Source organism: Chryseobacterium angstadtii (genome assembly GCF_001045465.1).
Classification (GTDB): Bacteria; Bacteroidota; Bacteroidia; order Flavobacteriales; family Weeksellaceae; genus Chryseobacterium; species Chryseobacterium angstadtii.
This window is the reverse complement of record NZ_LFND01000003.1, coordinates 801,820-815,184: the sequence shown is the minus strand read 5'-3', so window position 1 is coordinate 815,184 and position 13,365 is coordinate 801,820. Positions and strand designations below refer to the sequence as shown.

Here is a 13,365-nt window from a genome sequence, read left to right as displayed (position 1 = left end):
GCCTCAATATCAACAAATATCAGCTTTCCAGTTTTTCGATCATTTTTTTCATCATAGCCGGAACAATCAGCTGATGGAAAGGACGAACCGGCAGAAAGTACAGTTTTCCCATCCAGTTATGGTATTTCACAGTTGTTGAGATGATAAGTGCATTTCTTTCCACCGCATTCTGTGTTTTATGATAAAGAAGAGATACCCTGAAATCAAGGTGCTTGTCATTTTCACCCATAATGATTTCGTTTTCTGTTTTATCGAATATTTTAAAAATTCCCACCTGTTCTCCTACTTCAAGCGGAAAATCATCCGTTGGCAACGGTTCTTTGGCTCCTGTCCCCGTTTTCAGCCCAAAAATTTTAACCAGACTGTTTCTGAATGCAAACATCTTCTTCCCCCATTGCGGGCTGCTGGTAAAAAAAGCACGGCCGATTTCTCTTGCACTTATATTTTTTCCACCATTGACTATATCTCCGGTAAAGTTATCCGTATAATCAAAATATTTTTTCTCCGCATACAGTATAGAGTCATCCGGAAATTCAGTCTTTTTGATATTCATGATCCTGGATTTAAATGAGTTATGTGTTTGTTCTAACAAATTTAGCAAGCTTATCATAAAAAAGAAATGAGTTTTCTCAGTTTTTTGATAAAATAGTTCATGAATATCATTTTAAAACAGGGCATTAAAACAACACTTAACGGTCATTTGTTTACACTTATTAGAAAAACAGCTACACTTACCAATTCACTGATAAAGGAATTATTAAACCCATTAATTTTATTCAAAACTAAAACACTGATGAGTGAATCATTTTTATTTAACTCTGAAGTAAAAACAACCAACCATAAAACTAAATACTATGAAAATCAGAAACATTGCAATTCTAGCATTGTCTGCCGGCCTTTTCCTTTTATCGGGATGCCGCGACAACAACGAACAACTTGAAGAGCCGGCTGCTCAATCCACCGTTTTAAGCAAGAATGAATCTTCCAACTTTCCTCCTCCACCGCCAGAGGTAGTACAAGAATTTGCACAGGACGGCATAGACGTTAATAAAATTAAAATCCAGTATTTCTCAGACGGACAGCCAGTGAATGTCATTGATAATCTGGAAGACAAATTCCCGGTTGCTTCTCTGGTAAAAAATCCGGTCGACCAGTCTGCACTGATTACCGTGAGAACTTTTACAACCGAAGAAAAGTATCTTATTTACGGAGATCAAAACGGTTTGAAATTCCGCGAAACAAAAGCTTTTAATGAATCCATTCAGAAATACGCCGAAGTAAACGGATTAGTTCAGATGGCTGAAGCGGGAGAACAGCTTCCGGATAGTTATTACAACTTTGAAAAACAGCAGTATCAGCTATTTTTCGGAGCATTTGGTCCGGGATGGCTTAGAGTGTATGATGATATTGTTCCTTACGGATCCAACAAATATGTGATGTCACCACTAACTCCTACTCTAGGATTCTGGTTCTTCGACAACTGGAATAATAAAATAGGATGCTACAAGAGACAGCATCTTTATATGGTGGAACACCTTTATGATAAAAAGTTTTTCAGAAAACATCTGGTATCTCTTTCCGGATGGGGAGGCTCTACCGTCATGTTCTGGGGAATTCTTGGTTTTGTAAACAACAAAGTAGAATCCATGATTCTGTTTTAAATATCGCAAAATAAATAGCAGGCTGTTTCGAAAGAAACGGCCTTTTTTGCATAAGTCTGTTTCATGATTGCAAAAAATAAATTAAATTCGGATCACCAAAACAGATCTTCATGATACAACTTCCTCTATCCAAACTTTCTAATGTAGGCACTACTATTTTCAGCCAGATGACGCAGCTTGCCAATGAAAATGAAGCGATTAATCTTTCTCAGGGATTTCCGGATTTCATGCCCGATGCTGAACTATTGAATCACGTAGACTATTTCATTAAAAAAGGATTCAATCAATACGCTCCGATGGGCGGAATGATCCCGTTAAAGGAAGAGATCGCCAGAAAAATTGAAAACAGCCATCAGGCCATCTACCATCCGGATTCTGAAATCACAATTACAGCTGGAGGAACTCAGGCTATTTTTACGGCGATTGCCACTTTTGTAAAAAAAGATGATGAAGTGATTATTTTTGAACCGGCTTATGACTGCTATGAACCTACGGTAGAGCTTTTCGGAGGAATTGTAAAACGTTTTGAAATGAAAGCTCCGGATTATGAAATCGACTGGAATACCGTAAAAGATCTGGTTAATGAAAAAACGAAGATGATCATTCTGAATAATCCGAATAATCCTTCGGGAAGGATTTTAAAGGAAAATGATCTTCAGGAGCTTATCAAACTTGTCAAAGACACCTCAATCCTTATCCTGAGTGATGAAGTTTATGAAAACATCGTATTTGATGGGAAACAGCATCTGAGTATCTGCCAGTATCCTGAGTTGAAAGAAAGAAGTCTTCTTGTGGCTTCCTTCGGGAAACTTTTCCATGTCACAGGCTGGAAAACCGGTTATTGTGCAGCTCCTAAAAACCTTACTGATGAATTCAGGAAAGTACACCAGTTCAATGTTTTCTGTGTTAATACGCCCATTCAGCTGGCTTTAGCGGAATACATGAAAAATGATGAGCATTATAAAAACCTGAACCATTTTTTCCAGGAAAAAAGAGACTTTTTAAGAAAAGGGCTTGCCGGAACCTCTTTTGGGCTCCTCGATTGTGAAGGAACCTACTTCCAGGCACTTACCTATGATAAAATTTCTGATAAAAATGATTTTGATTTTGCTTCTGAATTAACGATCAATCATAAGGTGGCAAGTGTACCTTTTTCATCTTTTTACAAAAACAAAAGAAATGATCATGTCATCAGATTATGTTTTGCGAAGAAACAGGAAACATTAGAGAAAGCAATAGAAAATCTTTCCAGACTTTAAATTTTTATATAAGAGGAGAAAGCAATCTGGCCATATGTTCAAAAAAGACTTTGTAACCCGGCCTTTTTTTCCATGAATCAAGGAAAATTTCTTCACAGTCCTTCATATCTTCATGAAACAGATCCTGAAGTTTTCCGTTGATCTTTTCATCAAAAACCAAAGCATTGACCTCAAAATTCAATTCCTGGCTTCTGACGTCCATATTCGCTGTTCCGACTGAGGAAAAGAGATCGTCTATGATCATGGTTTTGGCATGAATAAATCCTTTGGTATAAAAGAAAACCCTTACGTTACTCTCCAAAAGTTCTTCGTAATAGGAATAAGCCGCCGCGTTAACAATGACTGAATCACCGGATTTCGGAACCATAAGTCTTACATCTACTCCCGAAATGGCAGCCTGTTTAATGGCATTCAGAACGGTTTCAACCGGAATAAAATAGGGCGTAACAATATAGATTCTTTTTTTGGCAGAAAGTACTGCAGAAGCTGTACTCAGCATAATGGAAGGTTTGGTATCCGGACCGCTGGCCGCAGTCTGAATAAGCGAAGTTCCGTTTTCCTTTTTTCCTGTAAAATAAAGCGGTGAGATTTCAGGAATCTTTTCCGTTGCAAAAATCCAGTTGCTGAAAAATAAAAACTGAAAATAGAAAGCGGCTTCCCCTTTCATATACAGATGAACATCCCTCCAATATTGATGGGAATTAGGATTGATATATTTATCCGAAACATTGATTCCGCCCGTAAAAACTTCCGCACCATCCACAATAATTATTTTTCTGTGGTCTCTGTAGTTAACTCTGTTCGCCAGCAACCTGAACGTGATTTTATTCACCGGAGATACTTCTACTCCTCCGTTTTTCAATCTTTTCAACAGATTTCTTCCTATTTTTCCGCTGCCCATATCATCGTAAAGAAAACGGATCACCACTCCTTCCGCTGCTTTTCTGATCAGCAAATCGGCCAGCCTGTTTCCTATTTCGTCATTATCATAGATATAATATTCCAAATGGATATGATGAGCAGCTTTTTCAAGAACTTCAAAAACCTTTTCAAATTTCCCTTCCCCATTGATCAGTACTTCCGCATGATTTCCTTCCGATAGCGGGGAATGACCTGCCTTGTAGAGAAAATTAACCGTCGTTAAAAAAGGGTCTATAACTTCTTTATGAGTTTCCAATGTCTTATCATGGGTCTTGCGGATATAGTTGCTTACCGCCTGATAAACCTGTTCGTTTCTTTCTATTTTGAACGTATAGAACTTATTTTTTCTATAGTTCACCCCAAATACGAAATAGATAATGATTCCTACGATTGGGAGAAAGATAATCAGCATTAAATAGGCAAGCGTCTTACTGGTATTCCGGGTATCCATAATGATTTTACCCGACAGAAAAATAATTCCCAAAAGATAAAGAACCTCCAGACCGATAAGAATGTAAGGAAACTGATCTAGAAATTCTTTAAACATGGGTTCTATTTTTATATAAAGATAAGTAAAAGGGTAAACAGGCGAAAGGGTAAAAAGGCTTATTTGCTTATTTACCTTTTTACCCTTTTGCCTTTCAGCCTTATTGCTTTTTAGATTCTACAAAAACATTCCTCCCGAAGCCTCTATTCTCTGCCCCGTAATCCATCCTGCATCATCCGTACAAAGGAAAGCTACAATACCTCCTATATCATCCGGAAGTCCGGCTCTTCCCAACGCCGTAATACTGGATATCATTGAATTCACTCCTTGATCATCTCTGGTTCTACCGCCGCCAAAATCGGTCTCGATAGCTCCCGGAGCAATAACGTTAGCTTTGATTTTACGGGCTCCAAGTTCTTTTGCCATATATTTGGTAAGCATCTCAACACCTGCTTTCATGGAACCGTAAACGGATGATCCCGGCAGGGCAAATCTCGCAAGCCCTGAGGAAATATTAACAATTCCGCCACCATCATTGATAAAAGGAAGCATTTTTTGTGTCAGGAAAAAAACACCTTTAATGTGGATATTGACCATATCATCAAACTGCTCCTCTGTAGTTTCCATAATGGGAGAATATAAACCTGTTCCCGCATTATTGATCAGGAAATCGATGTTGGAGCTTCCGGTTTCACTTTCCAAATGATCTGTAACGTTTTTCACGAATGCATCAAAGCTTTTTACGTCTCTGGTATCCAATTGAAGGGCAAAGGCTTTTTGTCCCATTCCTTTGATTTCATTTACCACTGCATCGGCTTCTTCACGGCTGTTTTTATAGGTAATAATAACATCCAGCCCTTTTTGAGCCACTTTAAGAGCTGCGTTTTTTCCCAATCCACGGCTTCCGCCGGTTATTAATGCAATTTTTGATTTTGTATTCATCTTTTTATTGTTTGTTTCTTTTATTTAATGGTACAAAGTTGGGAAATTCCGGAGAGGAAACACTTGCCTGAATCAATCTGAAATTTGCAAAATTCAAATCATGACCGGAATTCCATTGGAGTGAAGGATGTTTTTCTTTTAAAAAAATTGGAAAAGTGGGCAATTTCTTCAAACCCCAACGCATAAGAAATTTCTGAAACATTCCATCTGGTTTGTCTCAGCATAATTTTAGCTTCCTGCACCATGCGATCTGCAATGAGTTCGGTGGTTGTTTTTCCTGTGCTCTCTTTTAATTTTTTATTTAAATAATTCACATGAACCGCCAGTCTGTCTGCATAATCTTTTGCGGTTTTCAAACGCAGCCTCTGTTCGGAAGATTCTATAGGAAACTGTCTTTCCAGAAGTTCAATGAATAATGAAACCACCCTTAATGAAGCATCATTGGAAGCCGAAAGCTTTGCAGCAGGCTGAAGTTTCTGTCCATAATGAATAAGTTCCAGAACATAATTTCTGATGAGATCATATTTGAACACATAATCAGAATCTATTTCTTTTTTGATCTTGGTAAACAGGATTTCTATTTCATTAGCCAGTTCATCATCAATCTCAAATAGCGGGATATTTCCGGGCTGGAAAATAGGAAGTTCTTCCAGTGAAAACCGGGATTGGGCCTTAATAAAAAAATCTTCTGTAAATACACAGAAACTCCCCGACTGATCCGGATCTTCAGGAACCCAGTGATACGGAACTTTTGGTGTTGCAAATAACAATGCATTTTTTTTGATAGCTATAATTTTATCTGCATATTCTGCCCTGTTCCGCCCTCTGATGAGACTGATTTTATAGTATTTCCTTCTGTTGTAAGGCATTTCGGAGGTTGCTTTTACCCTTTCAATGGTTTGTCTGATATCGAATACATTAAAGTGTCCGATATCTTTGTGCAGTCCTTTGGGGAAGATACTTTCAAGGTCTTTTCCCAGTTTGGCTGCCATCTCTTTATAAAAATCTTCAAGGGAAGCATGAGCCATTTTTTCCATAACCGGCAATTTGTAAAATTCAAATATACAAAGTTATCGGGATTTGAAAATAAAATTCAGTTTTACTTTTTTCTACATCCGGTGATGTATTTTTAAATATTTTCTTTAATTTAGATTTAACTAACTCACTAAAAATCAAAACAATGAAAAATCAGAATTTACAGAAAGGAACAAAACTGAACAAAAAGCAGTTAAGAAGCATCACCGGAGGATTAATGGACTGTATTGATCCCATGACCGGAGGCTGCAGGAAAATATCAATGGGCTGCGCTCAGCTACAGTGCAGACCTATCATTGATCCTTTATAGAAATTAAAACAGAAACCGTTCAGTGATTGAGCGGTTTTTTTATGCATTTTTATTATCAATTGCCACATTAGAATATTTTTTCTTCATTAGGTGATATATGTGAATATTTTTCATAACTTAGTCATCCAACTAACACACTAAAAATCATAATAATGACAAACCTATTTTTACAGAGCGGAAAAAAACTAAGTAAAAAACAATTAAAAACAATTGCCGGAGGTTTACTGAACTGTGTACAGCCTGTTCTTTGCCCTGACTATCCATGTGAGCCTTCTTCGGATCCAAACGGATGCACAATTATTTCCAAATCCTGTGCACAAAAAGAGTGCAGACCACAACCTTAGTCTACAAACAGCTCTTTAAAATTTAAACAAACTAAAACCAGATAAACATGAAAAACAACAGTTTAAACAACGGGAAAAAATTAACCAAAAGAGAGTTAAGAGTTATTACAGGAGGTAAAGAAATGTGTATTGATCCTGCAACAGGGGAATGCAGAAAATATGGAAGAGGCTGTGCGGAAGTTCAGTGCCAGGTGATCATCATAGATCCCATATAGACTACCTTCTACAACTTAAAATAAGCAAAAACCGCTTCAGAGAAGGTCTCTGAAGCGGCTTTTATTTATAACTAACTTTAATATACTTTTATACGTTGAATCTGAAGTGCATAATATCACCATCCTGAACGATGTATTCTTTACCTTCTACCGAAAGTTTTCCGGCTTCTTTAATTTTTAATTCCGAGCCATAAGTTACATAATCATCAAACTTGATGACTTCCGCACGGATGAAACCTTTTTCGAAATCGGTGTGGATTACTCCGGCAGCCTGTGGAGCTGTCCATCCCTGTCCTATTGTCCAGGCTCTAACTTCTTTCACTCCGGCAGTAAAATAGGTCTGAAGTTTCAACAGATCATAAGCTTTTCTGATCAGACGGTTTACTCCCGGCTCTTCAAGACCAAGTTCTTCAAGGAAGATCTCTCTTTCTTCATAGGTTTCAAGCTCGTTGATATCTGCCTCGATCTGTGCTGCTAGTACCACAATTTCTGCCCCTTCGTTTTTAGCCATTGCATCAATTTTCTCTATCCATTCGTTTCCGTTTTTGATAGAGTTTTCATCTACATTACAAACATATAATACAGGCTTTTTGGTTAAAAGCTGAATATCATCAATGATAGGTTTCGTTAAGTCATTGACCGGAAACTCTCTTGCATTCTTACCATTCTCAATGAATTTCTCCAGACTTTGAAGCGTTTCATATACCAGAATATCATCTTTCTTTCCGGATTTGATGAATTTTTTAGCTTTTTCAACAGCTTTTCCAACAGTTTCAAGGTCTTTAAGCTGTAATTCGATATCAATGATTTCTTTGTCTCTCATTGGATCTACAGAACCTTCCACATGGATGATATTACCGTTGTCAAAGCACCTTAAAACATGGATAATGGCTTCACATTCGCGGATATTGGCTAAGAACTGGTTTCCTAAACCTTCTCCTTTGCTGGCTCCTTTTACAAGACCTGCAATGTCAACAATTTCAACTACAGCCGGAAGTACTCTTTCAGGATTTACTAATTTCTCCAGTTCAAACAATCTGTGATCCGGTACAGATACCGTTCCTAAGTTCGGTTCTATGGTACAGAAAGGATAGTTCGCAGACTGTGCTTTTGCATTGCTCAGGCAGTTAAAAAGCGTTGATTTACCTACATTCGGAAGGCCTACAATTCCACATTTCATATTGTAAAATTCAAAGTTTAATGTTCAATGATACGATTAAAGTTCATGGTTCAGGGTCTTACGTGTAAAGTTATCCTTTATCTGCTCAGGACCATTGAACTTTCAGCCTGCAAAGATAGTGATTTTAAAGGGAGATTCATAATAAAAAAATCTGCTCATATTTTGACAGATTTTCAAATAAATTTCTCTTCACCAAAAGGCTTTTAAGGATTGGTTCCTGTAGCATCCTGAGCCAGCAGGACATCATTCGGAGCTTCCTGTAACGCTTTATCTAAAGTAAATAAAGATTCATCCGTTGCTCTGTCTCCTCCTGCAATTTTAAGTTTATCTATAAGGCTGGCAGCCAGTGTTTCTTCCTCAATCTGCTCCTGTACAAACCACTGCATGAAATTCCAGGTGGCCCAGTCTTTTTCTTTTAGAGCGAGGTCAACAATTTTGTAGATAGCCGTTGTATTATCTACCTCATGTTTGAATACCCCATCGAAACAGGCTGTCAGAGAATCCGGATCAGCGGGAGGAGCCGGAATGGCACTTACTTTGGGCTTTCCTCCTCTGTTCAGCACATACTCCATAAATTTAATGGAGTGATTTCTTTCTTCCTGCGAATGTCTGTAAAGGAAATTGGCGATACCCTGATATCCTTTATCATCTGCCCATATTCCGTAAGACAGGAAAACATGGGACGCGTGAATTTCTTTGTTCATCTGATCACTAAGTGCTTTTTCAATTGTTTTGGAGAGTCTGTTCGTATTCATAATACTATATTTTTGTGATTATGTAAATAATAATACAAAAATGGGTCCGTGGGTGTTTTATTTTCCTATCCCCTATTTTGAACACAGCACGCAATTGATTGATTTAAAACAAATTAATCATTCAGTTTATAGTTATTCTAAAATAGAAACTCTATTGGATTCCTGTAAAAATACGTTTATTTCATCTTTTCAAAGAGAACCTGTTCATCGAGATTTTTCTCAAATTTGGCTACAATAATTGTGGCAGCTGTATTTCCGATTACATTCGTCAAGGCTCTGGCTTCACTCATAAAACGGTCTATTCCCAAAATCAGCGCTACCGATTCTACCGGGACATGCCCTACAACCGGTAAAGTGGCTGCCAAAGTAACAAATCCGCTTCCTGTAACCCCGGCTGCTCCCTTGGAAGTAAGGAGAAGTACCAATAATAATGTAATTTCCTGCTGCCATGTAAGGTGCATATCCAACGCCTGGGAAATGAATACGGCTGCCATAGTGAGGTAAATACAGGTTCCATCCAGATTAAATGAATAGCCTGTAGGAATAACCAATCCCACAACGGGTTTGGAGCAGCCTGCCTCTTCCAGCTTCTGCATCACAGCCGGCAATACGGTTTCGGAAGAAGATGTTCCCAATACAATGAAGAGTTCTTCCTTTATATATTTCAGAAGCTGAAAAATGCTGATCTTCGTATAGAAATAAAGAATTCCACCAATTACAAAAACGATAAAGAATATGCAGGTAAGATAAAAGCTTATCATCAACAGTCCGAGAGAAGATAATGATTCCCAGCCATACTTCCCAATCGTAAATCCCATCGCCCCCATCGCCCCGAACGGAGCCAGATACATCACCATTTTAATGACAGCAAACAAGCCTTTCAAAAAGGATTGCAGTACATTAAGGACAGGAGCAGCATTTTTCTCTCCAATCTTGGTGAGTGCAATACCGAAAATTACAGCAAAGAAAAGAGCCTGCAGCAAATTGTCCGAAGCAATGGATGCAATAACATTTTCAGGAATAATATCCAGCAGCCATTCTACCGTACTTTTGGTATGCTCCGATTGCTTAATGTATGAGGAAACAGATGAGCCGTCCAGACTTTCCGGTTGAATGTGCATCCCTTCTCCGGGTTTAATCCAATTAACAAAAACAAGCCCGATAAGCAAGGCACTACTGGTCATAATCTCAAAATAGATAATGGAGGTAAGACCTATTTTTCCTACTTTTTTGATATCCTGCATTCCGGCAATTCCTATTACGATGGAACAGAAGATCAGCGGAGCAATCACCATTTTGATGAGCTTGATAAACCCGTCTCCCATAGGTTTGAGTTTTACGGCCAGATCAGGGTAAAATATCCCCAGTACAATTCCTGTCAGGATACCTATGATAACCTGAAAATATAAACTTTTTATTATTTTCATTGTTTAAAAAAGATAAATGGCTGTAAAAAACAACCGTAAGAAGTAGTTATTAAAAAACGATCTGGAAAACAAGGTCTGCTTTTAATTCATTAATATCACCTGTATACTGTAGACTGGAGACTGCTGCCTGTATCTTCAGATTATTTCCTTTAATATATTTGGTTAAACCCAGAGTATATGCTGAAACATCTTTCATTACAGAATTCTCAAAATCTTTAAATTCCGGAGATATTCTGGAATAGCGCAGATCTGCTGCCCAACCGTTTAATGTAACATATCCCAACTGGACATTATACGCATCTCCCAATACCAAATAAGAACTGATTTGCTGCGGCCGCAACAGGTCTGTGGCCGTCTGATTGGTATATATTCCATCCAGGGCCGTGGCATTGGCATTCGCATATTCTCCCAACAGAGAAAATCCTTTGTATTTAAGTAAAAGATCTGCATAAAACTTGCGATAATCCGGGTATTTCAGTTTCTGCCCGGCATCATAAAGGCTGAAGTCTCCATGCCCTTCACCTACCGGACTGCTCACTCCTTTGTTGTAAGATGCTGCTGCTCCTGCTGCTATCCTCAGGTTGGGCTCATGAAGCAAATCTGCAATAGCCTCTTCATTCCCCTCACTGAAAAAGCCCAGTGGATATAAGTCCAGCCTTGCTCCATACTTCAGACCTCCCCGATCCGTATCCCTTGAATTGCTTCCGAAAGAGTTTCTTCCGTCTCCTGAGGTCATCGCCAGCTGAGGAATTATTCCAAAGCTTCCCAACTGAAATCTTCCATCTGCAAAGAGCCCGAATTCCCTGCCCGTATTGGTGAGTGATGTGCTTAAAAGACTTCTCTCCGTAAACTGAAACTGGCTCTCGTTGATGTTCATTTCTTTATTATTCAGTGGAGTTCTTTTCTGTCCTGCCGTAATGGAAATGTTCTCAGTGGGATGATAGGCGAGCCAAGCATCCAGCAAAGGCTGGCTCAGGCTGAAATCAGTCTGGATAAAGAAACTTATTTTCTCTTTCACTGCTTTGCCTCCCAGGGAAAAATAAGCCCGTTGAACATTCAGCTCATTGGTTCCTTTTTTATCCGTTATTTTGCTGTAAGTGTAGGCAGGCTGCAGAAATCCTCCTATCGTAAACCTGTAATTATTGTCTTCAAAGCTGAAATTGAGTCCGGAACCCAATTCAAAATTCGCTGTATTCTCAGTTTTCTTTTTCTGTGCATCTATTGTGCAAAAGAAAATCAATGCTATATATATTGCTATTTTCTTCATTTCGTTAATTGGATAAAAGTTTTGAATTCATATATCGGTACACGGGAAGCTCATCCCCTAAAGCTGCTTTCAGTACTCCATACGCTGCAAAGCCGTTGTCTGCTTCAGGTTCTACGGTTTCGAAGACCAGTCCTTTATTCTTCTGGTTGGTATAAACAATGTAGGTTCCTGCCGGGAAATCTTTTGTTACTGAATGATTTTCCGTACTCAGAGTCTGTTCAAATGTTCCTTCAAATTTTACAGCGGCTTTCTTATACCTGGTTACTATATAGTTTTCAACCTCAAGTTTTTCAGGCTGCTGGGTTTGTACAACTTTTACTCCCAGAATCTTCAGTTTTTCGATCATCTTTTTTTCAGACGGCAAAATAAGATAGGCAGTTGGCATTGGCCGGGTTAAAATAGGTTTGGACCTTAAGGCATTGCGGATATTTACTTCTTCTGTCACTATTTTATTGGTGGAAAGGTCAATAAAGTCCAGCTCTTTTTGAGTTGGTTTTCTGGAAGATCTGATGATGACGTCTTTATTTTCCTGTTGAGCTTCTTTTAAAATACTCCTTAGTTTCTCTTTCTCTTGTACAGCCGACTGCATATAGGAAACTGCAATGAAAAAAGTAGTAGCGATTCTTCTTTTAAATGAGGTTCTTCCTATATCAATTCCTCTTACTTCAATCAGGGAAGATACACAGTTACTCAGGGCATATGATGTGGCACTTGCCCGTGCATTGATGGATCCAAGATTGAATACTGTATACCCGTTGTCTTTAGATGTAGTGAAGTAATCATGAGCTGAAAGCTGATGTTCTGCTAAAAATTTTTCTGCATTTTTCACAAATGTATTTTCCGTAAGTTCTCTTAAAGATCCCGGTACATTAAGATTTCCTGAATACAGAAACATCACATCATAAGGAACAGTATATCCGGCCTTCCCCATTTGCAGATAATCTGTCCGGAACGGATGAAACTCATGGAAATCCAAAGCCACTTCCGCATTAAAATCACTGAATGCCTGCTTTAAATAAATGCTTTCCGGAACAGTAAGTTTGGTTTGATCCCGATTCAGGTCCATGCCGTTCGCAGCCGTTCTTTCCTGCATTTCGTAGCCGTCTATATTCGCCATAGGAATGATGCCTATTTCCAGCTTATCCAGGAGTTGTGAATATTCCGGATTTTCAAGCAATTCCTGAATCAGGTACAGGACTCCTTCCGTACTTGCCGGTTCATTACCATGAATTCCGCCCTGGATCCATATTTTTATTTTATCTTCAACGGTGGATGTTTTGTTCAGGATTACTAACGGGATCTTCTTTCCTTTCTGGCTTTCTCCTACAAAAGACAGTTTCATTATATTTTTATGCTTGCTCCCCAGATTCTGTAAAAAAGACATCATTTCTTTATATTTCGTAAAACCTTTTTTCTTCTGAAAAGCCGGCGTAGTGATTTCCTGTGAAAATTCAGGGAAAAACGTCTCTGTTACTTTTTTACTCTGCGGATTAAATACCTGGGCCAGCCCCATTCCAGGAAATACCAGTATCAATGCATATTTTATTATACTTTTCATGCTC

The 13,365-nt window shown here is 38.5% G+C and carries 14 protein-coding genes; 5 read left to right on the top strand and 9 right to left on the bottom strand.

Translation table 11 applies throughout. The annotated features are described in order from the left end of the window. Positions 1–19: 19 nt before the first annotated feature. Positions 20–553, bottom strand: coding sequence for a DUF2867 domain-containing protein (locus tag ACM46_RS11490; protein ID WP_048506777.1), 534 nt, complete (start codon positions 551–553; stop codon positions 20–22). 301 nt (positions 554–854) lie between these two features. Here ACM46_RS11490 and ACM46_RS11485 point away from each other — a divergent pair, with 301 nt between their 5' ends. Together ACM46_RS11485 and ACM46_RS11480 are read left to right on the top strand one after the other, a co-directional pair. After that, a complete protein-coding gene (locus ACM46_RS11485; protein ID WP_048506776.1) occupies positions 855–1,661 on the top strand; it encodes a hypothetical protein in 807 nt (268 codons plus the stop codon). 110 nt (positions 1,662–1,771) lie between these two features. Next, positions 1,772–2,920, top strand: coding sequence for a methionine aminotransferase (locus ACM46_RS11480; protein WP_048506775.1), 1,149 nt, complete (start codon positions 1,772–1,774; stop codon positions 2,918–2,920). Between the two features lie 4 nt (positions 2,921–2,924). Here the strand turns inward: ACM46_RS11480 and cls are convergent, their stop codons facing one another. The 3 genes from cls to ACM46_RS11465 form a co-directional block, all read right to left on the bottom strand. Further along, positions 2,925–4,388 carry a cardiolipin synthase gene (gene cls / locus ACM46_RS11475; protein ID WP_048506774.1) on the bottom strand — a complete coding sequence of 488 codons (1,464 nt, stop codon included), beginning with the start codon at positions 4,386–4,388 and terminating at the stop codon, positions 2,925–2,927. Between the two features lie 117 nt (positions 4,389–4,505). Beyond that, positions 4,506–5,270 carry an SDR family NAD(P)-dependent oxidoreductase gene (locus ACM46_RS11470; RefSeq protein ID WP_048506773.1) on the bottom strand — a complete coding sequence of 255 codons (765 nt, stop codon included), beginning with the start codon at positions 5,268–5,270 and terminating at the stop codon, positions 4,506–4,508. Positions 5,271–5,368: 98 nt separating this feature from the next. After that, positions 5,369–6,307 carry a helix-turn-helix domain-containing protein gene (locus ACM46_RS11465; protein WP_048506772.1) on the bottom strand — a complete coding sequence of 313 codons (939 nt, stop codon included), beginning with the start codon at positions 6,305–6,307 and terminating at the stop codon, positions 5,369–5,371. Between the two features lie 143 nt (positions 6,308–6,450). Between ACM46_RS11465 and ACM46_RS23510 the strand changes: the two genes are divergently transcribed. From ACM46_RS23510 to ACM46_RS23505, 3 genes are all read left to right on the top strand, one after another. Then, the gene (locus ACM46_RS23510) at positions 6,451–6,615 is read left to right on the top strand and encodes a hypothetical protein (protein WP_173426480.1); all 165 of its coding nucleotides are present in this window, start codon (positions 6,451–6,453) and stop codon (positions 6,613–6,615) included. A gap of 152 nt (positions 6,616–6,767) precedes the next feature. After that, entirely contained in the window at positions 6,768–6,959 is a 192-nt protein-coding gene (locus ACM46_RS23110) for a hypothetical protein (RefSeq protein ID WP_117614430.1), read from the top strand. A gap of 47 nt (positions 6,960–7,006) precedes the next feature. Further along, complete coding sequence (locus ACM46_RS23505) at positions 7,007–7,174, top strand: hypothetical protein (protein ID WP_173426479.1); 168 nt, start codon at positions 7,007–7,009, stop codon at positions 7,172–7,174. A gap of 88 nt (positions 7,175–7,262) precedes the next feature. Here the strand turns inward: ACM46_RS23505 and ychF are convergent, their stop codons facing one another. The 5 genes from ychF to ACM46_RS11435 all read right to left on the bottom strand — a co-directional run bounded on the left by ychF (position 7,263) and on the right by ACM46_RS11435 (position 13,361). After that, positions 7,263–8,354 (bottom strand): redox-regulated ATPase YchF, encoded by a 1,092-nt coding sequence (gene ychF, locus ACM46_RS11460; RefSeq protein ID WP_048506771.1) that lies wholly within the window; start codon positions 8,352–8,354, stop codon positions 7,263–7,265. A 203-nt stretch (positions 8,355–8,557) separates the two neighbouring features. Further along, positions 8,558–9,109: a ferritin gene (locus tag ACM46_RS11450; RefSeq protein WP_048506769.1), complete on the bottom strand. Its 552-nt coding sequence runs from the start codon at positions 9,107–9,109 to the stop codon at positions 8,558–8,560. Between the two features lie 176 nt (positions 9,110–9,285). Next, entirely contained in the window at positions 9,286–10,536 is a 1,251-nt protein-coding gene (gene dctA / locus ACM46_RS11445) for a C4-dicarboxylate transporter DctA (RefSeq protein ID WP_048506768.1), read from the bottom strand. A gap of 49 nt (positions 10,537–10,585) precedes the next feature. Further along, positions 10,586–11,803 (bottom strand): porin, encoded by a 1,218-nt coding sequence (locus ACM46_RS11440; RefSeq protein WP_048506767.1) that lies wholly within the window; start codon positions 11,801–11,803, stop codon positions 10,586–10,588. A gap of 4 nt (positions 11,804–11,807) precedes the next feature. Then, entirely contained in the window at positions 11,808–13,361 is a 1,554-nt protein-coding gene (locus ACM46_RS11435) for a M14 family metallopeptidase (RefSeq protein WP_048506766.1), read from the bottom strand. Positions 13,362–13,365 lie beyond the last annotated feature (4 nt).

Bases quoted from the DNA above. Each gene is read 5' to 3' on its own strand.
- ACM46_RS11490 (WP_048506777.1), bottom strand. From the start codon at position 553: ATGAATATCAAAAAGACTGAATTTCCGGATGACTCTATACTGTATGCG.
- ACM46_RS11485 (WP_048506776.1), top strand. From the start codon at position 855: ATGAAAATCAGAAACATTGCAATTCTAGCATTGTCTGCCGGCCTTTTC.
- ACM46_RS11480 (WP_048506775.1), top strand. From the start codon at position 1,772: ATGATACAACTTCCTCTATCCAAACTTTCTAATGTAGGCACTACTATT.
- cls (WP_048506774.1), bottom strand. From the start codon at position 4,388: ATGTTTAAAGAATTTCTAGATCAGTTTCCTTACATTCTTATCGGTCTG.
- ACM46_RS11470 (WP_048506773.1), bottom strand. From the start codon at position 5,270: ATGAATACAAAATCAAAAATTGCATTAATAACCGGCGGAAGCCGTGGA.
- ACM46_RS11465 (WP_048506772.1), bottom strand. From the start codon at position 6,307: ATGGAAAAAATGGCTCATGCTTCCCTTGAAGATTTTTATAAAGAGATG.
- ACM46_RS23510 (WP_173426480.1), top strand. From the start codon at position 6,451: ATGAAAAATCAGAATTTACAGAAAGGAACAAAACTGAACAAAAAGCAG.
- ACM46_RS23110 (WP_117614430.1), top strand. From the start codon at position 6,768: ATGACAAACCTATTTTTACAGAGCGGAAAAAAACTAAGTAAAAAACAA.
- ACM46_RS23505 (WP_173426479.1), top strand. From the start codon at position 7,007: ATGAAAAACAACAGTTTAAACAACGGGAAAAAATTAACCAAAAGAGAG.
- ychF (WP_048506771.1), bottom strand. From the start codon at position 8,354: ATGAAATGTGGAATTGTAGGCCTTCCGAATGTAGGTAAATCAACGCTT.
- ACM46_RS11450 (WP_048506769.1), bottom strand. From the start codon at position 9,109: ATGAATACGAACAGACTCTCCAAAACAATTGAAAAAGCACTTAGTGAT.
- dctA (WP_048506768.1), bottom strand. From the start codon at position 10,536: ATGAAAATAATAAAAAGTTTATATTTTCAGGTTATCATAGGTATCCTG.
- ACM46_RS11440 (WP_048506767.1), bottom strand. From the start codon at position 11,803: ATGAAGAAAATAGCAATATATATAGCATTGATTTTCTTTTGCACAATA.
- ACM46_RS11435 (WP_048506766.1), bottom strand. From the start codon at position 13,361: ATGAAAAGTATAATAAAATATGCATTGATACTGGTATTTCCTGGAATG.